This is a genomic window from Caballeronia sp. BR00000012568055 (genome assembly GCF_029439455.1).
Taxonomy (GTDB): domain Bacteria; phylum Pseudomonadota; class Gammaproteobacteria; order Burkholderiales; family Burkholderiaceae; genus Caballeronia.
In genome coordinates, this window is sequence record NZ_JAQFVG010000335.1 from 23106 (window position 1) to 42634 (window position 19529).

Sequence of the window (19529 nt, forward strand, 5' to 3'; positions counted from 1 at the left end):
GTGAGCCTCCTTATCGATTGCGTGGGGGCCGTTGCCGCCACGATTGGATATCAGCAAAACGTGGACCTGAGAGCGATCTGCGCGAAAAACGCAGACGAAAAAAAAGCCCGCTGTGTGCGGGCTTCGAATCCATATCAAGTGAAGACATGGAGGAGACAAATTCAGTATAAACCCTGATCGATCCGATTAGCCTGAATTTGTGAAATGTTGTCACTGAGCAACGCTGGAATCCGATGCCGATACCGCTGGTGCCGAAGACGCTGACGGCAAAATCGGCGGCATCGTCGTGAAGGTTGGCGGCGGTGGCGTTTCTTCTTCCGTCACTTCCGCAGCAGGCTCGGCCGGCGCGCGTTTCACGGGCGCACGTTTCGGCGCTGCCGTCTGCTTCGCCGCGCTCGGCTTCGGCGCTTTCGAGAACGTCTCCGCGAACCACGTTTTCACGCGCGTCACCATTGTTTGCCATGGACTTGGTGTTTCGCGCGTGTCGAAGCGCTCGCGCGTATCGATCAAATGCGAACGCAACGCGCGCTGCGTAAAGTCGCCGACGATGGGCAACGCGCTATGCGCCCCTTGTCCCCAAAAATCGCTGCGCAAGGTGACGCGGCTGTCGTTGAAACCGACCCACGCGCCCGCGACCAGTTGCGGCTGCATCAGAATGAACCAGCCGTCGGCGTTGTCCTGCGTTGTGCCGGTTTTGCCCGCGACGTCCGCGCGAATCCCGAAGCGCGTGCGGATCGCCGTGCCGGTGCCGCGGTTGATCACATCGCGCATGACATCGACGAGCTTGTGCGTGGCGCTCACCGACAACGCGCGCTCGGGCGTGCTCTCGAATTGCGCGAGCACATCGCCGTCCTTGTTTTCGATGCGCGTGACCAGCAGCGGCTCCATGTGATTCCCGTCATTGGCGATGGTCCCGTACGCCGACACCATTTCCTTCAGCGTCACCGGACTCGTCCCCAGCGCCAGCGACGGCACTTCGTCGAGGTGACTTTCGCGCACGCCCATATTGCGCGCGAGCCGCGCCACGCGCGCCGGTCCGACCGACTGCATCAGTTGCGCGGTGATGCGGTTCTTCGAAAACGCGAGCGCATCGCGCAGGCTGACGGGGCGGCCGGTCGGCGCGTAGTCGTCGGTGGGACGCCAGATTTCCTCGCCGCGAATCGGAATCTCGACAGCCTGGTCGATGAACGTATCGGTCGGCTGCGCGCCGCGCTCGAAGGCCGCGCCGTAGACGAACGGCTTGAATGTCGATCCCGGCTGACGACGCGCCTGCTGCACGTGATCGAACGGATCCTGCGTGAAATCGCGGCTGCCGACCCACGCCTTGATCTGCCCGCTGCGCGGATCGAGCGCGACGAACGCTGCCTGCACGCGCGTCTTGTTTTCGCACAGTGCCTGCATGAAGGTGCGATCCGCGCTCAGTTTTTTGATGGCATCGGCATCGCTCAAATTGCTGTTGCGCAGGCTCCGGTAATCGCTCGTCTCGCGGATAAACGCATGGGCCAAATCGGCGTCCGCGTTCACACAACCGCCGCGCCCGCCCCACGCCGCATTCGCGATTCCCTGCAACTGATTGCCCTGCAAAGCCAGCGCCTGCGTCGCCATCGTCTGGAGACGTGAGTCGATGGTCGTGCGCACGACGAGACCATCGGAATAAATATTGAAGTCGTTGTCATCGGCCCAGGTGATGAGCCACTTGCGCAACTGCTGCGCGAAATGCGGCGCGCGGCCCGGCTCCTCGGTCTGCCGCTCGAAGTCGATACGCAGCGGCCGCTTTTGCAAACCATCGAGCTTCGCTTGCGGCAGATGCCCGAAGCGCACCATCTGACCCAGCACGATATTGCGGCGAGCCAGCGCGCGCTCCGGATTGATCACCGGGTTGTAATAGCTATTGCCCTTCAACATGCCGATCAGCGTCGCGCTTTCGAGCACGTCGAGTTGCCCGGCGGATTTATCGAAATAAGTGCGAGCCGCCATTTCGATGCCGTACGCGTTGTACAGAAACGGCACCGTATTCAGATACGTCTCCAGAATCTCGCTCTTCGAATACACCGCTTCGATCTTGAATGCGGTGATCGCTTCCTTGAGCTTGCGCGTGAGCGTCTGCGAACGGCCGATATCTTCCGGATACAGATTGCGCGCGAGTTGCTGCGTGAGCGTCGAACCGCCTTGCCGATCGCCCGAAAACGTATGCAGCGCCGCCGATGCCGTGCGCCGCCAGTCGATTCCGTGATGCTCGTAAAAGCGACGGTCTTCGGTGGAAATGAGCGCATCGATCACTTGCGGCGACACTTCCTTGAGACTCACCCATTCGCGATGCGTCGGCCTGAACTCGGCGAGGAGCTTGCCATCGGCGGAATAGATCTGGGCGGGCTGATCGACTTTTGCGCGGCGAAGATCGCGGATGCCGGGCGTGAACGGGATCAACACGAGCACGTAGAGCAGGAACAGCGCAGGCAGGACGAGCAGCGAGCGGGGTCTGAGATGCGGACGCAGCCACACCATGAGACGGGCGCGTAACCCTGCAAAAAAGGCTTTGAATTCGGACGCAGTCACAACGGAACGGCGAAGGCCAAAGATGGAAAACCCTGCATCGTAACGTAAGTTTACAAAGCGACTGTGGTTTCTTCCGATCCTTCGACCGCGCCTTCAAACGTGCGCAAAACAGCAATTTTGACCGAACCGATCAAAATAACATTTTTGGTACAAATTACTTACATCTTTACGATCTTTTTCGTCCGATATACTGGACGCGTCCACCTAGACCCCGGCGCACAGACGCGGGGCACACTGAGAGTTCAATGAAGGTATCGAAAGAACAGGCCGAGCTCAATCGCATCGCGTTGCTCGACGCGGCATCACGCCTATACCGCCGGCACGGTTTTGATGGCGTCGGTGTTGCGCAAATCGCCCGCGAAGCAGGTCTCACGCATGGCAGTCTGTATGGTCACTTCGAGTCGAAGGATCATTACGCGGCCGAGGCGTGCGCACACGCGTTCAAGAAAAGCCTCGATCTGCTGAAGCGATTCGATGACGACGGCGATCAGCCGCTCGCATCGTTCCGCCGCAGATATCTGTCCGAGGCGTATCGCGACGATCCAGGCAACGGCTGCACGATTGCCGCGCTCGCCGCCGATGCCGCGCGCAAACCGGGACCGGTCGCCGAGACCATGACGCAAGGCATCGAATCGTTTATCGATGCCTTCACCGAGCGCCTGGACGGTCGCGAACACGCGATGACCACGTTGTCGATGATGGTCGGCGCTTTGATCCTCGCACGCGCGAGCGCGCAGGCGAATGCGTCACTATCGAAGGAACTGTTGGATACCGTGCTCGGCACGCTCGACGAGCCGGGCGCATAACTCCGGGCGCTGGACACCCAAGCGGCTATCATGTGCGCATATCAATGTGCACATCCGTCTGGAGAGGTGAATGCCTGCAGCTCAGGAAAGCGTCAGCATGGCGCTGTTTTGCGACTTCGAAAACGTCGCGCTCGGCGTCAGCGACTCAAAATACGATCAGTTCGATATCAAGCCCGTTCTGGAGCGATTGCTTCTGAAGGGCAGCATCGTCGTGAAAAAGGCTTATTGCGATTGGGAGCGCTATAAGGCTTTCAAAAAAACCATGCACGAAGCGAGTTTCGAATTGATCGAAATTCCGCATGTGCGTATGTCGGGCAAGAATTCGGCCGATATCCGCATGGTCGTAGATGCCCTCGATCTTTGCTACACGAAGTCGCATGTCGATACCTTCGTGATTATCAGCGGCGATTCGGACTTCTCGCCGTTGGTGTCGAAGCTGCGCGAGAACGCGAAGAAAGTGATTGGCGTGGGCGTGAAAAATTCGACATCGGATCTGCTGGTCGCCAATTGCGACGAATTTATTTTCTACGACGATCTGGTACGCGAGCAGCAACGTTCGATGGCGCGTCGCGAGACGCGTGAAGCACGCGATGCGAAGCGTCCGTCGAATAGCGAGAAGCCGCCGAAGCAGGATAACGAAGCGCGCAAGTCGCAGGCGATTGCGATTGCCGTCGAGACGTTCGAGGCGCTGGCTTCCGAGCGAGGCGAGAGCGACAAGATCTGGGCGTCGGTATTGAAGAGCGCAATCAAGCGTCGCAAACCGGGTTTCAGCGAGACGCACTACGGTTTTCGCGCATTCGGCAATCTGCTCGATGAAGCGCAGGCGCGCGGTCTGCTCGAAGTGGATCGCGATGAAAAGAACGGATCGTTCGTGTCGCGTGCGCGATCGGTCAGTGTGATGGTCGAATCGAAAGAGCCTGACGTGGTGGCGGTGCCTGAGCCGGTCGAGCCTGTGGTTGAAGAAGCACCGCAAGCGGAGGCGCAAGCGCAGCCGCAGTCGCAGCCGGTCGATAAACCGCGACGTGCACGCAAGAGCGCGGGCAAGAAATCCGCGAAGAAAGAAAGCGCGCCGGAAATGCCGCAAGCGATGTTGTTCGAAGCCGCAGCGGAATCGCCGAAAGCGGCGGATGCGCCGGAAGAAGCGAGTGCGCCCGCCAAACCGAAACCGGCGCGTAAATCGTCATCGCGCACGGGCCGTTCGCGCAAGGCCGCGCAGCCGCAGAAAGAAAACAACGCGTGATGTCACACGCTGCCTGATGCGTTTCTTTTTTGGACGCTTCAGGCAGCGATATTTAGTTAGGCATCCAGATAAACACGCTTGCCTACCACACCGCCTGACTCGTCAGCGCAAACTGTCTGAGCGTGTCATCCGCAGGTGGCGGGCCGTTGAGCGCCATCTGCTCGATGGTATCGACAAGCGGCAGGCCGAGTCCTTCGAGCCACGACGATAAACCGAACCGCGCGGGGGTATCGACGCGGACGAACATGCCAGCGTTCGACGCGAGCCAATAGCTGATCAGTGCCTTCGCACGGTTTTGATCCGCCGATTCGGGCGCGACTACCGGCCCGATTACGTGACCGTCGCCGAAGCGTCGGAACAGCGCGAAGCCGATCAGTTCGCCATCGCGATCCAGCGCGATTCCGCTCGATACATCCAGCAGCGCAGGCATCAACTCCGTGCGATCCAGCCCGCCAGCACGCGATGCCAGCGCGGCCAGACGCGGCGTATCCTTCGCGCCGATCGGCCGCAGTCGCTCGCCCGGCGGCAGCGATACCAGCGGCGGCTGAAACGCCGCGCCCTGATGCTGATGAATGGTGCCGAGATGCTCGAGCCCCAGCGATTCACACAGCGGCCTGCCATCCTCCGACGCATGCACCAGCAGCAAACGCGATCCGAGCCGATCCATCAAACGCGTCAGCAACCCGCGCCCGATGCCGTGATGCTGATGCTCCGGCGACACGATAAACATACCGACCGTCGCCGCCTCCGCACCGAACTCGAACGCGAGCGCCGTGCCCGCCAGCTCTCCGTTCTGCGCAACCGCAGCGAGCCCGCGCCCGAGCCGCGCCGCAAAGCGCCAATCGTCCGCGCGATGCCGCCATTTCACCGACATCGACAGCGCATGCGCGGCGGGGATGTCGTCGGACGTGAACGCCCGGTATTCGACCACCTCGTTCTGGATTGAGTCGGGCACGCAGGCCTCCTCGAAGCTTTCGACAATTACCCCGATCCTGACATTACGCAGCGCGCGTGGCTAGGACGATCTTCCTGCCGTGCGTTGTGAATAGTGGTGCAACGCAAAACCGCCAGTCGCCATGCCGCGAAACCGCACGATCTGCTGAATCGGCAATTTTGTCGGCGAAATATGCGGCGTCTTCGGACCTACGATTTAGATCAGGCCAACGCATTCGGAGACTCACGCATATGGACCGTTTCGATCCCGCGAGCATTGCTATCAGAAGCGGGCATTTCATCGGTGGCGAATTGATCGATGCAGGCGCGTCGCGTATTGAAGTCACGCGGCCTTCGGATGGCGTGGCGTACGCATCGGTTCCGATCGCGGACGAAGCGATGATCGATTACGCCGTGCAGAACGCATACGATGCCTTCCGCAACAGCGACTGGGCACGCCGCGCGCCACGCGACCGCGCCCGCGTGCTGCGAAAGTTTGCCGATCTCGTCGCCGCCGATGCCGCCACGCTCGCGCCGCTCGAAGCGCTCGGCTCCACGCGCCCGATCCGCGATGCCTTCAACTGGGACGTGCCGTTCACCGCCGAGGGCATCCGCTTTTATGCGGAATACGCGGACAAGATCGGCGGCGAAGTGGCGGCGACGGATCATCGGCATCTGGGCATGACGATCGCGGAGCCGTACGGCGTGATCGGCGCGATTGCACCGTGGAATTTTCCGCTGGTGATGGCGTCGTGGAAGATCGCGCCCGCGCTCGCGGCGGGCAATGCGGTCGTGCTGAAACCATCGGAAATGACGCCGTTTTCGGTGTTGCGGCTTGCGGAACTGGCAATCGAAGCGGGCGTTCCCGCTGGCATCTTCAATATCGTTCAGGGCGATGGCCGCATTACGGGCGATGCGCTCGTGCGTCACCCGCGCATATCGAAAGTCACGTTCACCGGATCGACGCGCACCGGTGCGGCGATCATGGCCGCGTGCGCCGAAACGGGCACCAAGCCGGTCACGCTGGAACTCGGCGGCAAAAGCCCGCAAATCGTTTTCGCCGATGCACCGCGACTCGATGAAGTCGCGCGGCGCATTGCGGGCGCGATCACGGGGAACGCGGGACAAGTGTGCGTGGCGGGATCGCGTCTCTTGGTGCAACGCGCCATTGCCGATCAACTGACAGATCGCATCGCGCAGGCGTTCAGCGAACTAAAAGCCGGTCCGACATGGGACGCCGCGACGAGCTTGCCGCCGATCATCTCCGAGCCGCAGGCGCAGCGTATCGACACGATCGTTCAGCGCAGCATCGCCAGCGGCGCATCCTTGCGATTCGGCGGCAAGCGCGCGGACGCATCGACACCGGGCGCGTTCTATTCACCGACCTTGCTCTGCGATGTCACGCCCGAAACCGACGCCGTACGCAATGAAATCTTCGGTCCCGTGCTGACCGTCCAACCGTTCGATACCGAAGAAGAGGCGCTCGCGCTCGCATCGCACGCCGAGTATGGACTTGCGGCGGGCGTGCATACCGCCGATATCGGCCGCGCGCTGCGCATGGTGCGCGGCATCGAAGCGGGCACGATCTGGGTGAATCGATACGGCCGCACCAGCGACTTCGTGATTCCCACGGGCGGCTACAAGCGCTCGGGCATCGGCAAAGATTTGGGTAAGCAGGCTTACGAAGCCAATCTGCGCTTCAAAAGCGTCCTCATCGATACAAAAAGCTAAGCCAAAACCAAGACCGCATTTTCTGCTGCAGCGATGCCTCAAAACGCATGACTTATGTGGCCGCACGACACGCATTCAACGCAAGCCGGCATTTTTGCCTTGTTTAAATTTTCCTAAGCCATCGCCACGCGCGATTTTTTCAAGCCACCGAATCTTCACACGACAGGACAGACACCATGATCGATTTCGAGCCGAAGTACATCACGTTCGATTGCTACGGAACGCTGACGAAATTCCGCATGGCCGATATGGCCCGCGAAATGTACGGCGACCGTCTGCAAGGCGACGACCTCGAACAGTTCGTCAAATTTTTCTCGGGCTATCGCCGCGATGAAGTGCTCGGCGCATGGAAGCCGTATCGCGATGTGATCGTCAATTCGGTGCGCCGTACGTGCGAACGTATGAAGATCGAATTCAAGGAATCGGAAGCGGAACAGTATTACCTCGCCGTGCCGACGTGGGGCCCGCATCCGGACGTGCCGGAAGGTCTGTCGCGACTGGCTAAGAAGTACAAGCTGGTGATTTTGTCGAATGCATCGAACGATCAGATTCAGAGCAATGTGGACAAGCTCGGCGCGCCGTTCCATCGAGTTTTCACGGCGCAGCAGGCGCAGTCGTACAAGCCGCGCATGCAGGGCTTCGAGTACATGTTCGATCAACTCAATTGCAATCCGGAAGACGTGCTGCATGTGTCGTCGAGCCTGCGTTATGACCTGATGACCGCGCACGATATGGGCATCAAGCACAAGGCTTTCGTCAAGCGCGGCCACGAGCCGGGCACGCCGTACTACGAGTATTACGAAGTCGACACCATCGGCGATCTGGCATCGCAGCTCGGTCTCTGATCTTTTACCGCTACTGAAACCGCCGATGAAACTCGACTCCTACTGGCTCGATACCGCGCCTCAGTTGCTCCCGACATGCGAAGGCCCGACCGATGGTCAGGCCGATGTCGTCGTGATCGGCGGCGGGTTCACGGGTTTGTCGGCGGCGCTGGCTCTGAGCAAACGCGGCGCGAGCGTCGCGGTGCTCGATGCCGGACGCATCGGCGGCGGGGCGTCGGGACGTAACGGCGGTCAGTGCAATACGGGCGTCGCGCAGGATTATGCGGCGCTGCGTGCGCAGCTTGGCGTGGAGCGTGCGCAAGGGTGTTATCGCGCGTATGCGGCGGCGGTCGAAACCGTCGAACGTCTGATTCGCGAAGAACAGATCGATTGCGATTATCTGGCCTCGGGCAAGCTCAAGCTCGCGGCCAAACCGCATCATCTGGAGCATATCGCGCAGACGGCTGAATTGATTCGGCGTGAAGTTGATTCGGATATCGAAGTATTGAATAAAGAGCAGGTTCGCAGCGAAGTGCAGTCGGATAGCTTTTACGGCGGCTTGCTGCAAAAGCACGGCGGACAGATGCATATGGGCAAGTTCGCTGCGGGTCTGGCGACGGCTGCGGTGCGTCAGGGTGCGCGGCTGTACGAGCATGCCGAAGTCACGGCGATTGCGAAGGAAGCGGGCGCGTATCGCATCGAATCGAAGCGCGGTGCGTTGCGCGCGAATCAGGTGTTGATCGCAACAGGGCCGTCGAAACATGGTCCGTTCGCGTGGTATCGGCGCAGGCTGGCGCCGGTTGGCTCGTTCATCATCGTGACGGAACCGTTGCCTGCTGAACAACTGAATCAACTCTTGCCGAATCGGCGCTCGTACACCACGAGTCGGCTGATGCACAACTACTTTCGCGTCACGTCCGACTCGCGCCTGCTGCTCGGCGGACGTGCGCGATTCACCGCGTCCGAGCGTCCGTCCGATGCCAAAAGCGGTCGCATTTTGCAAGCGAATCTCGCGTCCATTTTCCCGAGCCTGAGCGATGCGCGCATCGACTATTGCTGGGGCGGTCTGGTCGATATCACCGCCGATCGCCTGCCCCGCGCAGGCCAGCATGACGGCATCTATTTTTCGATGGGCTACAGCGGCCACGGCACGCAAATGTCCACGCACATGGGCCAGGTGATGGCCGAGGTGATGAACGGCAACGCGGCCGCGAATCCGTGGCGCGATTTCGACTGGCCCGCGATTCCGGGTCACACGGGCAAGCCGTGGTTTCTGCCGCTCGTCGGCGCGTATTACTCGATCAAAGACGTTTTCTATTGAAGCGGTTCTGAAAAACCGCCGACCTACTTATAACGCCCCTCTCTAGCGGAGAAGTCCATGAGCATCGATCGAACGACTGAAGCAGCCGCCCATGCCGATGCCGGCACGCGTCTGGAAGAACTGACACGCAAAGGCGCGTCGCGTCGCAGCGTCCTTCGCGCGATGGCCGCAGGCGGACTCATGTCGATGACCGGCGCGGGCCTGCTCACGACGAGCGGCGCAGCGCTCGCACAAGCGAACAAGCCGAAGCAGGGCGGACGCATTCGCGTGGCGACGCAATCCTCCTCCGCCGCCGATACCCTCGATCCCGCCAAAGGCGCACTCGGCACCGACTACGCGCGCGCCTTCATGTTCTACAGCGGCCTGACCGAGCTGGATAATCATCTCGGCGCGAAAATGGCGCTGGCCGAATCGCTCGATACGAAGGACGCGACCGTGTGGGTCGTGAAGCTGCGCAGCGGCGTGCAGTTCCACGACGGCAAGTCGCTCACGCCGCAAGACGTGGTCTTCTCGCTGATGCGCCACAAAGATCCGGCGATCGGCTCGAAAGCGAAAACGCTCGCGGATCAGTTCAAGGAAGTGAAGGTCACCGGCCCGAACGAACTGACCATCACGCTGTCCGGCGCAAACGCCGACCTGCCCGTGATCCTCGCCGATTCGCACTTCCTCATCATCAAGGACGGCACGACGGATTTCAAAACCGCCATCGGCACCGGCCCGTTCAAGGTCAAGGAATTCTCGCCGGGCGTGCGCACGGTCGGCGTGCGCAACGAGAAGTACTGGAAACCAGGCATGCCGCATCTGGACGAAGTGGAACTCGTTGGCATTGCTGATGAACCCGCGCGCGTCAACGCACTGATGTCGGGCGACGTGCAACTCATCAACGCCGTCAGCGCGCGTTCGACGGAGCGCATCAAAAGCACGCCGGGTTTCAACGTGCTCGAAACGAAGACCGGCCAATACACCGATCTCATCATGCGCGATGACGGCGGCATCACCGGCAATGCGGATTTCCGGCGCGGCATGACGTATCTGATGGATCGCGAGCAGATGCGCAAGACGATCTTTCGTGGCTACGGCGCGATCGGCAACGATCAGCCGATCGATCCGTCCAACAAGTACTACATGGCCGGCTTGCCGCAACGCGCCTTCGATCCGGACAAGGCGAAATTCCACTTCCAGAAAGCCAAACTCGGCAGCACGCCGATCCAGCTTTACGCATCGCCCGCCGCCGAAGGTTCGGTCGAAATGGCCGTGCTGATGCAGCAGGTCGCGCCGCAAGCGGGCATCAATCTGCAAGTCACGCGCGTGCCGTCGGATGGCTACTGGTCGAACCATTGGATGAAGCATCCGCTCGGCTTCGGCAACATCAACGCGCGCCCGAGCGCGGACGTGATCTTCACGCAGTTCTTCAAATCCGATGCACCATGGAACGAAGCCAACTGGAAAAGCGCCCAGTTTGACCAAATGCTGGTCGCGGCACGCGGCGAACCGGACGACGCCAAGCGCAAGAAGATCTACGGCGATATGCAGGAACTCGTGCATACGGACGGCGGCATCGGCATTCCGATGTTCCAGAGTTCGCTCGATGCGCACACCAGCAAGCTCAAAGGCCTGGGCGGCATTCCGCTGGCTGGCCTGATGGGCTGGATGTTCGCGGAAAACGTCTGGCTCGACGCCTGATCTCCGTGGTTCACGACGCGCGCTGCGTTCTGAGCGGCGCGCGTCTTAAAGAAGGAGGCGATATCCGATGAAAGCTCACGCGCAACGACTCATCGCCGCGCGCTTTGGTCTCGCGCTGCTCACGCTGCTGCTGGTGTCGATGGTGGTGTTCGGTATTACCGGACTCCTGCCCGGCGATGCCGCGCAGCAAGCGCTGGGACAAGCCGCGACGCCCGAGCAGGTGACGGCGCTTCGCCATCAGTTCGGTCTGGATCAGCCGGCCATTTCGCGCTATGTGCAATGGCTGGTGCATGTGGTGAGCGGCAACTTCGGCACGTCGCTGTCGAACAATCTGCCCGTGCGCGAGCTGATCGCGACGCGATTGCCGAATTCGCTGGTGCTGGCCGGATTGACGGCGCTGGTGTCCGTGCCGGTGGCCTTGTTCATCGGTATTGCATCGGCGATGTATCGCGGTTCGCTGCTCGACCGCGCGCTGAATGTGCTGACGCTTTCCACGGTCGCCGTGCCGGAGTTTCTGGTTGCGACCATCGCCGTGCTGATTTTCGCGGTGAAGCTGCGCTGGTTGCCGGCGCTGTCGTATCTGTCGGATGTGTCTTCGTTCGGCGCACTGGTCAAGACGTACGCAATGCCCGTCATGACGCTGTGCTGCGTGATCGTCGCGCAGATGGCGCGCATGACGCGTGCGGCGGTGCTCGATCAGCTCAACGCATCGTATGTGGAAATGGCCTTGCTCAAAGGCGCTTCGCCGATGCGCATCGTCCTGCGCCACGTGCTGCCGAACACCATCGGCCCGATCGCCAATGCGGTCGCGCTGAGTTTGTCGTATCTGTTCGGCGGCGTGGTGATCGTCGAGTCGATCTTCAATTATCCGGGCCTGGCGAGCCTGATGGTCGATGCCGTCACCAACCGCGATCTCCCGCTCGTACAAGGCTGCGTGATGGTGTTCTGCGCGGCGTATCTCGTGCTCGTGCTGATCGCGGATCTGGCTCAAATCGTCTCCAACCCGAGGCTGCGTCAACGATGAACCGAAACGTCAATCCTCACGCCTCCACCGTGTTCTACGAAAGCGACGACGAAGACGCATCGACGCCGGCGGTGCGACAAGGCTTCTTCAAGCGCCTCCTTCGACGCTTCTCCGTGCTCGGGCTGATCGGCTTGCTTATCGTCGTGTTCTGGCTGGCGATCGCGCTTATCGGGCCGGTGGTTGCGCCGTACAAGGGGGGGGCTTTTACATCGACGGAAGTGTTCGGCTCGTATAGCGCTGCGCACTTGCTCGGCACCGATTATCTCGGCCGCGACATGCTGAGCCGCATTCTCTACGGCACGCAATACACCGTCGGTCTCGCGTTGGCGGCGACCGTGCTGGCGAGTTGCATCGGCACATTCTTCGGACTACTGGCGGCTGTATCGGGCGAATGGGTCGATGAAATCCTCAGCCGTTTGTTCGATGCGCTGATCTCCATCCCCAGCAAGATTCTCGCGCTCGTCGTCGTGGCCGCCTTCGGCTCCTCCATTCCGATGCTGATGATGGTCGCCGCGCTCGCTTATATTCCCGGCGCGTTCCGTATTTCGCGTTCGCTCGCGGTCAACATCATGTCGCTCGAATACGTGCAGGTGGCGCGGGCGCGCGGCGAAAAGCTGTTTTATATCGCGCGCGTGGAAGTGCTGCCCAACATGATTCATCCGATGCTCGCGGACTTCGGCTTGCGCTTCGTGTTCATCGTGTTGCTGCTTTCGGGTCTGAGCTTTCTCGGCCTCGGCGTGCAGCCGCCGAACGCGGATTGGGGATCGCTGGTGCGCGAGAACATCGGCGGATTGGCGGAAGGCGCGCCTGCGGTGCTGATGCCCGCCATCGCCATTGCGACGCTGACGGTCGGCGTGAATCTGCTTATCGATAGCTTGCGCCGCCATGTCGCCGCAGCGCAGGGAGGCGGCAAATGACGACGAATATGATCGAAGTGAAGGGCTTGCGCGTGGTCGCGGGCCGCGCGCCGGATGCGGTCGTCGAGATCGTGAAGGGCGTGGATTTCTCGGTGAAAAAGGGCGAAGTGCTGGCGCTGATCGGCGAATCGGGATCGGGCAAGACGACGATCGCGCTGTCGCTGTTGGGTCATGCGCGCGGCGGCTGTTCGATTGCGGGCGGCAGCGTAAAGATCGGCGATGTCGATGTGTTGTCGCTCGATGAAAAAGGTCGTCGCGCGTTGCGGGCGCGCACGGTCGCGTATGTCGCGCAGAGCGCATCGGCGGGCTTCAATCCGGCGCGCACGATCATGGATCAGGTGACCGAACCGGCGTTGCTGCACAAACTGATGTCGCCTGCCGCCGCGCGTGAGAAGGCGATCGGTCTGTTCCGCGCGCTGGCCTTGCCGATGCCGGAAACCATCGGCGCGCGTTATCCGCATCAGGTATCGGGCGGGCAGTTGCAGCGGCTGATGGCCGCGATGGCGCTGATCACCGATCCCGCTGTCGTCGTGTTCGATGAACCGACCACCGCGCTCGATGTGACCACGCAGATCGAAGTGCTCGCGGCGTTCAAGCGCGTGGTGCGCGAACTCGGCACGACGGCCGTTTATGTATCGCACGATCTGGCCGTGGTGGCGCAGATGGCAGATCGTATCGTCGTACTAAATGGTGGACGCGTGCGCGAAAACGGCGCGACCGCGCAAGTGCTCGATGCGCCCGCCGACGACTACACGCGTCAGTTGGTGTCGGCTACGCGCCGACCTGAATTCGAACTCTGCGCACCCGATGCCGCGCGTGAAGTGCCGCTGCTCGAAATCCGCGGCTTGAGCGCTGGTTACGGAAAGATCGATGCCAAAGGCGTGCCCGCCGTGCGCGTGCTCGACGATGTGAGCCTGAAGATTGCGCGTGGCGCGACGCTCGGTGTGATCGGCGAATCGGGATCGGGGAAGACGACGCTGGCGCGGGTGGTCGCGGGATTGGTGGATCGCGCGCGCGGCGATGTGCTGCTCGACGGGAAGCCGTTGCCCGCGAAGCTGTCAGAGCGCACGCTCGATCAGTATCGTCGTGTGCAGATCGTGTTTCAGAATGCCGATACCGCGCTGAATCCGAGCCGCACCATCGCCGATATTCTCGCGCGGCCGATGAATTTCTATCACGGTCTGCGCGGCGCGGCGGCGCAGAAGCGCATGCTGGAATTGCTCGATCTGGTGAAACTGCCTGCATCGATCGCGAAGCGTCAGCCGATTGGCTTGTCGGGCGGACAGAAGCAGCGCGTGAATCTGGCGCGTGCGCTCGCCGCGAAACCCGAACTGATTCTCTGCGATGAAGTCACGTCCGCACTCGATACCGTCGTCGGGGCCGCGATCCTCGATCTGCTCGCGGAATTGCGCCGCGAACTCGGCGTGTCGTACATGTTCATCAGCCACGATATTTCGACGGTCAAAGCCATCTGCGATGAAGTGATCGTGCTGTACGCGGGCCAATGCGTGGAAGCCGGCCAGCGCGATGCGCTTTCGCATCCGCCGTATCACCCGTACACGGGTTTGCTGGTCGATTCGGTGCCCGCGCTGCAACCCGGCTGGCTCGATACGCGACGCGCTTCTGCATTGGCGAGCTTGCCTGCGATAGGTCCTGATCGAGAAGTGGCGGAACTGTGCAGCTTCCGTTCGCGGTGCGCGGCGCGTATCGACGGAAAATGCAATGTGACGCCGCCGTCGAAGAAGAAACTGCCGTCGGGCGCGGAGATTCTGTGTCACCACCCCGCCGAAGATTTGATGCGCATGCAGGGCATGGAAACGGTGGCAGCATGAACGGACGCTTCGTACGAGTCGCGGAACAAGGACGCAAGTCGTTCGATATCCTGATCGATGGAAAACGCACATCGGCATTGGAAGGCGACACGCTGATGGTCGCGTTGCTCACTGCGCAAGACACGCTGCGCGACTCCGAATTCGGCGATGGCCGACGCGCCGGTTTCTGCGTGATGGGCGCGTGTCAGGACTGCTGGGTGTGGACGGCAAAGGGCGAACGCGTACGCGCATGCACGACGCCAGCGGTCGAAGGCATGTCGATCGTCACGCGGCTGGAACTGGCAACGGAGGGCGTATGGCCGCGCGTGTAATCGTGATCGGTGCGGGACCGGCGGGCGTGCGCGCGGCGCAAAAGCTCGTGCAGGCGGGCTTGCGGGCTGTTGTTATCGATGAAGGCCGAAGGGATGGCGGGCAGATTTATCGACGGCAGCCTGAGGATTTCAAGCGGTCTTATGAGGCTTTGTATGGCACCGAGGCCGAACGCGCCATGAAGCTTCATCAGGACTTCGATGCTTTGCGCGCGCAGATCGACTTTGTGCCCGAGACGCTCGTGTGGAATATCGAACCGAATGCGGTGCATGTGGTGCAGGGCACACGGCATCGAAAGATTTCGTTCGATAAGCTAATCATTTGTAGCGGCGCGACGGATCGGCTGATGCCGGTGCCGGGCTGGCATCATGCGGGCGCGTATAGCCTGGGTGGTGCGCAGGTCGCGTTGAAATCGCAGGGTTGCGCGATCGGATCGCGCGTCGTGATGATGGGCAGCGGGCCGCTGCTTTATCTCGTCGCATCGCAGTATGTGAAAGCAGGCGCGACGGTCGCGGCTGTGCTAGATACATCGACGTTGATGCAGCGTGTGCGCGCGTTGCCGTTGTTGCTTGCCGTTCCTTCGACGCTGAAAAAAGGCATCGCGTTGATGAGCGTGCTGAAGCGCGCGGGTGTGCCGGTGCATCGCGGTATCACGCCGGTTTCGATCGATGGCACGCCGGAGCATGGCGTTCAGGGCGTGCGGGTAACGCTTGCGAATGGTTCGACGCTCGAAGTGAAATGCGATGCCGTCGCGCTCGGTTATCACCTGCGTTCTGAAACGCAACTCGCCGATCTTGCGGGCTGTGAATTCCGCTTCGATCAGGACCTGCAGCAATGGATTCCCTCCGTCGATGAAGATGGCCGCAGCAGCATAAAAAGCGTCTACGTCGCAGGCGATGGCGCACGCGTGCGCGGCGCGGATGCAGCGGAATGCGCGGGACAGCTGGCGGCTTGTGCTGCCTTGGCCGACCTGGGACTTGCTGTCGATGCTTCGGAAACCGAATCATTACGCAGCAAGTTATCGCGATTCACACGCTTTGCCGCTGGCTTGCGCGCCGCGTTTCCGTGGCCTGCGCGCTTCGCCGCAGCGTTGCCGGACGATACCATCGTCTGCCGATGCGAAGCCATCACCGCAGGCGAACTCCGCCGCGTGGTCAACGAAATGGGCGCGAAGGAAGCGAACCGCGCCAAGGCGTTTTCGCGCGTCGGCATGGGCCGATGCCAGGGGCGTTTCTGCGCGCATGCCGGCGCGGAAGTGATCGCGGCGGAAGCGCGCGTGCCGCTCGAAGCGGTCGGTCGGTTGCGCGGACAAGCGCCCGTCAAACCTTTACCGATGTCGCTTGCATCGCAAGAAGAAAAGGAGACGAGCGAATGAACGATCGCGCCGATGTGATCGTGATCGGCGGCGGCATCGTCGGCACGACGACTGCGTTTTTTCTGAGCCGACGCAAGCGTTCCGTGATCCTGCTCGAACGCGGCCTGACCGGGCAGCAGGCGAGCGGCGTGAACTTCGGCGGCGTGCGTCGGCAAGGACGCGCGCTCGCGCAACTGGCGATGTCGAATCGCGCGATGGAAACGTGGCGACATTCGCGTGAATTGCTCGGTGAAGACGTGGAGTTCCTGCCATCGGGACATACGCGCGTGTGCTATCACGCACATGACGCAGAATACTTCCATCGTTATGCTAACGATGCGCGCGATCATGGACTCGATCTCGAAGTGCTCGAAGGCGAGGCTTTATTCAGGCGTTATCCGTTTCTCGGACGCGAAGTGTTGGCCGCATCGATTTCTCCACTCGATGGCCACGCGAATCCGCGACTCGCTGCGCCTGCATTCGGGCGCGCTGCGGCGCGTGCGGGCGCTCGTGTCGTTGAGAATTGCGAAGTGGTGCGCGTGGAAAAAGAAGCGGGCGGCTTTCGCGTGGAGAGCGCGGCGGGCACGGTGTATCGCGCGGAACAAGTGCTGATTTGCGCGGGCGCATGGGCCAATACTTTATCGACTGAGTTAGGTGAACCCGTGCCGCTGGTCGCGCGCGGCCCGCAAATGGCGGTGACCGAACCCGTGCCTTATGTCTTCAAAGATTCGATGGGCGTGTACACATCGAACAAAGCGGAAAGCGTGTATTTCCGGCAGATACCGCGCGGAAATATCGTGCTCGGCGGCGGGCCGCCCGGCATTGCGGATATCGCCACTCGACGTGCTTCCGTGCTGCCGGAAAACACGGTCGCGCAAGTGGCGCAATTCTGCCGCATGGTGCCCGCGCTCGGTGCGCTGAACTTGATTCGCGTGTGGAGCGGTGTGGAAAGTTATCTGCCGGATTCGGAGCCGATCATTAGCCCGAGTTCGAAAGTGGATGGTCTTTTTTATGCGTTCGGCTTCAGCGGCTCGGGCTTTCAGATCGGGCCGGGCGTAGGCGAAACTCTCGCCGAATTACTCGATACGGGCAGCACGCCGATCCCACTCGATTCGTTTTCCATCCGTCGATTCTTGAATTCCGTGCCGATGCGCGCGGAGTCGGCTACGTCCGAGACATCGTGATGAATCAAACCAATCTCGGCGATGCGCTCGCCTTTATCGAAGCGAATTTCGATCAGACGGTGAGTCTTGCGCAACTGGCGGATTTATCAGCGCTGAGCGTGTCGCGGTTTGCGACGGTGTTTCGGGAACAGGTCGGGTCGTCGCCTTATAAGTATCTTTGTGAGTTGCGCATCCGGCGGGCGCAGACTTTATTGCTTGCGGGTGTGCCGGGCGCGATTGTGGCGACTGAGGTTGGATTTTTTGATCAAAGTCATTTGGCGCGGCATTTTAAAAGGCTGTGTGGGATGACGCCGAGTGCGTTTTTGAAGCGGAGTGCAACGCCGGTGCTGGCGGTTTAGATCGTCAATATATCTAATCGATGCAACCGAGATCGGAAAAGTCTTAATTGTACGCACTGCGATCGATTCATAACTCCATGCATTGAAGATTTGGGCCACAATCGAGGCGTTTTGGCCCGTATTTGTGGAGATGCGCATTTGCGGGGTGTCGTTCGCGGTCGCCTCAGGAATCCACCCGGTATTTAGCAAGGCGACAGCGCGAGTTCAGCAGGGAGTCTCTCGCATGTCGATGGTGTTACCGACGCAGGCTTACAGCCTGACGATCAAGCCACAGCCTGCTGCGATATCGGTGTCCAGCTTTAGTGCCAAGAGCGATATCAGCAGCCTGTACGAGTACCGCATTGAATTCACCAGTCCCGATTCGGACATCGGGATGGATCAAGTGGTTGGCCGGCCCGCAAACTTCACGATCGAGCCCGTTGATCCAGACGCGGCGTACCTTGCTCGAATGTATGGCGAGCGGGCGGCACAATTCAGCACGATGCCCAAGGCCTTCTCGACGCATGGCGTAATTGAAGCGTTCGAAAAAATCGGTACGTCCGCCGATGAAACCCGCTATAGCGTCACGCTGCGTCCAAAGGTCGCTGAACTGGACCGGGCAAGGAAAAGTCGGCTATTTCAGAAACAAAATTACATCGAAATTATCACCGACGTATTGCGCCACTATGGCTATCGTTTGGGCGTCGATTTTGATTTTCTAAAACTTCGCGGCAAATATAAACGCCACGAATACGTGACTCAGTATCACGAGACGAGCTTTGATTTTATAAGAAGACTGTGTGCGGAAGAGGGCGTTTGGTTCCGGCTCGAACAGAAGCGTGACCGAACTGTCATCGTGTTCGGCGATGATTTGGATGCCTATGCGCGAAAAGGACGCGTTATTCCATTCCGTCTCTATTCGGGCCTGGAAAGCGCCGGTGCGGAATCGGTTCGTTCACTCAGAACCATCACACAACGCATTCCCGAAGCGATTCAGTTGAATGACTATAACCATCGGCAGGCGGACGTGTCGCTGCTGGTGGATGCGAACGCCGCGCCCTCGGACAAGACCACCGATGGCGTGGATTCGACCTGGGGCGAACACTACGAGACGCGCGACGAGGGCAAGGCAATCGCGCGTCTGCGTCACGAGGCGCATCTGGCCACGCAGATCAGCTACCGGTTGCGGGGCAATCCTTTCTCGCTGGAAGTGGGCGAGGCGGTCAATCTCGATGTCAATCCGAAGGACGCGCCGCACGGACTGCTGGTGACGTCTATCCGCTTTGGCGGCGGTCGGCGCACCTCGTACTGGTGTTCGTTCCGGGCGATTCCGGCGGACCGGAAGTGGCGTACGAGTATCGAGACGATATCGCGACCCAAGATCGAAGGAATTCTCCCGGCGCGAATCGATTCGCCGGGAAAATACACCTATGGCTACGTAACCGAAAAAGGCCTGTACGTCACGACGATGCCGTTCGATCTGGACGAATGGAGTCCG

General features: G+C 60.8%; 16 protein-coding genes. 14 read left to right on the plus strand and 2 right to left on the minus strand.

All coding sequences use genetic code 11. The features are described from left to right. Positions 1 to 210 precede the first annotated feature (210 nt). Positions 211 to 2505, minus strand: coding sequence for a transglycosylase domain-containing protein (locus tag P7F28_RS28690; RefSeq protein ID WP_277188237.1), 2295 nt, complete (start codon positions 2503 to 2505; stop codon positions 211 to 213). A 296-nt stretch (positions 2506 to 2801) separates the two neighbouring features. On the opposite strand from P7F28_RS28690, the gene P7F28_RS28695 reads away from it, so the two are divergent. Beyond that, on the plus strand, positions 2802 to 3362 hold the full coding sequence (locus P7F28_RS28695) for a TetR/AcrR family transcriptional regulator (RefSeq protein ID WP_277188238.1): 561 nt from the start codon (positions 2802 to 2804) through the stop codon (positions 3360 to 3362). Positions 3363 to 3432: 70 nt separating this feature from the next. Further along, complete coding sequence (locus tag P7F28_RS28700) at positions 3433 to 4602, plus strand: NYN domain-containing protein (RefSeq protein ID WP_277188239.1); 1170 nt, start codon at positions 3433 to 3435, stop codon at positions 4600 to 4602. An 82-nt stretch (positions 4603 to 4684) separates the two neighbouring features. Here P7F28_RS28700 and P7F28_RS28705 read toward each other — a convergent pair whose 3' ends face one another. After that, positions 4685 to 5557 carry a GNAT family N-acetyltransferase gene (locus tag P7F28_RS28705; RefSeq protein ID WP_370467426.1) on the minus strand — a complete coding sequence of 291 codons (873 nt, stop codon included), beginning with the start codon at positions 5555 to 5557 and terminating at the stop codon, positions 4685 to 4687. Between the two features lie 230 nt (positions 5558 to 5787). Here P7F28_RS28705 and P7F28_RS28710 point away from each other — a divergent pair, with 230 nt between their 5' ends. The 12 genes from P7F28_RS28710 to P7F28_RS28765 form a co-directional block, all read left to right on the plus strand. Next, entirely contained in the window at positions 5788 to 7266 is a 1479-nt protein-coding gene (locus tag P7F28_RS28710) for an aldehyde dehydrogenase (RefSeq protein WP_277188240.1), read from the plus strand. 176 nt (positions 7267 to 7442) lie between these two features. Continuing rightward, positions 7443 to 8111, plus strand: coding sequence for a haloacid dehalogenase type II (locus tag P7F28_RS28715; RefSeq protein ID WP_277188241.1), 669 nt, complete (start codon positions 7443 to 7445; stop codon positions 8109 to 8111). Positions 8112 to 8136: 25 nt separating this feature from the next. Next, positions 8137 to 9411, plus strand: a complete 1275-nt coding sequence (locus tag P7F28_RS28720; RefSeq protein ID WP_277188242.1) for an FAD-binding oxidoreductase — start codon at positions 8137 to 8139, stop codon at positions 9409 to 9411. A gap of 57 nt (positions 9412 to 9468) precedes the next feature. Further along, the gene (locus P7F28_RS28725) at positions 9469 to 11094 is read left to right on the plus strand and encodes an ABC transporter substrate-binding protein (RefSeq protein ID WP_277188243.1); all 1626 of its coding nucleotides are present in this window, start codon (positions 9469 to 9471) and stop codon (positions 11092 to 11094) included. A 67-nt stretch (positions 11095 to 11161) separates the two neighbouring features. Then, positions 11162 to 12118, plus strand: a complete 957-nt coding sequence (locus tag P7F28_RS28730; RefSeq protein WP_277188244.1) for an ABC transporter permease — start codon at positions 11162 to 11164, stop codon at positions 12116 to 12118. Continuing rightward, positions 12115 to 13035: an ABC transporter permease gene (locus P7F28_RS28735; protein WP_277188245.1), complete on the plus strand. Its 921-nt coding sequence runs from the start codon at positions 12115 to 12117 to the stop codon at positions 13033 to 13035. The genes P7F28_RS28730 and P7F28_RS28735 overlap by 4 nt, the downstream gene beginning before the upstream one ends. Beyond that, positions 13032 to 14867, plus strand: a complete 1836-nt coding sequence (locus tag P7F28_RS28740; protein WP_277188246.1) for an ABC transporter ATP-binding protein — start codon at positions 13032 to 13034, stop codon at positions 14865 to 14867. Before P7F28_RS28735 ends, P7F28_RS28740 begins: the two co-directional genes overlap by 4 nt. Next, a complete protein-coding gene (locus tag P7F28_RS28745) occupies positions 14864 to 15178 on the plus strand; it encodes a (2Fe-2S)-binding protein (RefSeq protein WP_277188247.1) in 315 nt (104 codons plus the stop codon). Before P7F28_RS28740 ends, P7F28_RS28745 begins: the two co-directional genes overlap by 4 nt. Then, complete coding sequence (locus P7F28_RS28750) at positions 15163 to 16551, plus strand: NAD(P)/FAD-dependent oxidoreductase (RefSeq protein WP_277188248.1); 1389 nt, start codon at positions 15163 to 15165, stop codon at positions 16549 to 16551. Before P7F28_RS28745 ends, P7F28_RS28750 begins: the two co-directional genes overlap by 16 nt. Next, positions 16548 to 17714: an FAD-binding oxidoreductase gene (locus P7F28_RS28755; protein ID WP_277188249.1), complete on the plus strand. Its 1167-nt coding sequence runs from the start codon at positions 16548 to 16550 to the stop codon at positions 17712 to 17714. Before P7F28_RS28750 ends, P7F28_RS28755 begins: the two co-directional genes overlap by 4 nt. Then, the gene (locus P7F28_RS28760; protein ID WP_277188250.1) at positions 17714 to 18052 is read left to right on the plus strand and encodes a helix-turn-helix domain-containing protein; all 339 of its coding nucleotides are present in this window, start codon (positions 17714 to 17716) and stop codon (positions 18050 to 18052) included. Before P7F28_RS28755 ends, P7F28_RS28760 begins: the two co-directional genes overlap by 1 nt. A 223-nt stretch (positions 18053 to 18275) precedes the next feature. Further along, positions 18276 to 19529: type VI secretion system Vgr family protein (locus P7F28_RS28765; RefSeq protein ID WP_277188251.1), on the plus strand; the 1254-nt coding region annotated here is incomplete at its 3' end.

Coding starts and splice junctions, on each gene's coding strand:
- P7F28_RS28720 (WP_277188242.1), top strand. CDS start 8,137: ATGAAACTCGACTCCTACTGGCTCGATACCGCGCCTCAGTTGCTCCCG.
- P7F28_RS28735 (WP_277188245.1), top strand. CDS start 12,115: ATGAACCGAAACGTCAATCCTCACGCCTCCACCGTGTTCTACGAAAGC.
- P7F28_RS28700 (WP_277188239.1), top strand. CDS start 3,433: ATGCCTGCAGCTCAGGAAAGCGTCAGCATGGCGCTGTTTTGCGACTTC.
- P7F28_RS28710 (WP_277188240.1), top strand. CDS start 5,788: ATGGACCGTTTCGATCCCGCGAGCATTGCTATCAGAAGCGGGCATTTC.
- P7F28_RS28745 (WP_277188247.1), top strand. CDS start 14,864: ATGAACGGACGCTTCGTACGAGTCGCGGAACAAGGACGCAAGTCGTTC.
- P7F28_RS28750 (WP_277188248.1), top strand. CDS start 15,163: ATGGCCGCGCGTGTAATCGTGATCGGTGCGGGACCGGCGGGCGTGCGC.
- P7F28_RS28730 (WP_277188244.1), top strand. CDS start 11,162: ATGAAAGCTCACGCGCAACGACTCATCGCCGCGCGCTTTGGTCTCGCG.
- P7F28_RS28760 (WP_277188250.1), top strand. CDS start 17,714: ATGAATCAAACCAATCTCGGCGATGCGCTCGCCTTTATCGAAGCGAAT.
- P7F28_RS28755 (WP_277188249.1), top strand. CDS start 16,548: ATGAACGATCGCGCCGATGTGATCGTGATCGGCGGCGGCATCGTCGGC.
- P7F28_RS28715 (WP_277188241.1), top strand. CDS start 7,443: ATGATCGATTTCGAGCCGAAGTACATCACGTTCGATTGCTACGGAACG.
- P7F28_RS28690 (WP_277188237.1), bottom strand. CDS start 2,505: ATGGTGTGGCTGCGTCCGCATCTCAGACCCCGCTCGCTGCTCGTCCTG.
- P7F28_RS28740 (WP_277188246.1), top strand. CDS start 13,032: ATGACGACGAATATGATCGAAGTGAAGGGCTTGCGCGTGGTCGCGGGC.
- P7F28_RS28725 (WP_277188243.1), top strand. CDS start 9,469: ATGAGCATCGATCGAACGACTGAAGCAGCCGCCCATGCCGATGCCGGC.
- P7F28_RS28695 (WP_277188238.1), top strand. CDS start 2,802: ATGAAGGTATCGAAAGAACAGGCCGAGCTCAATCGCATCGCGTTGCTC.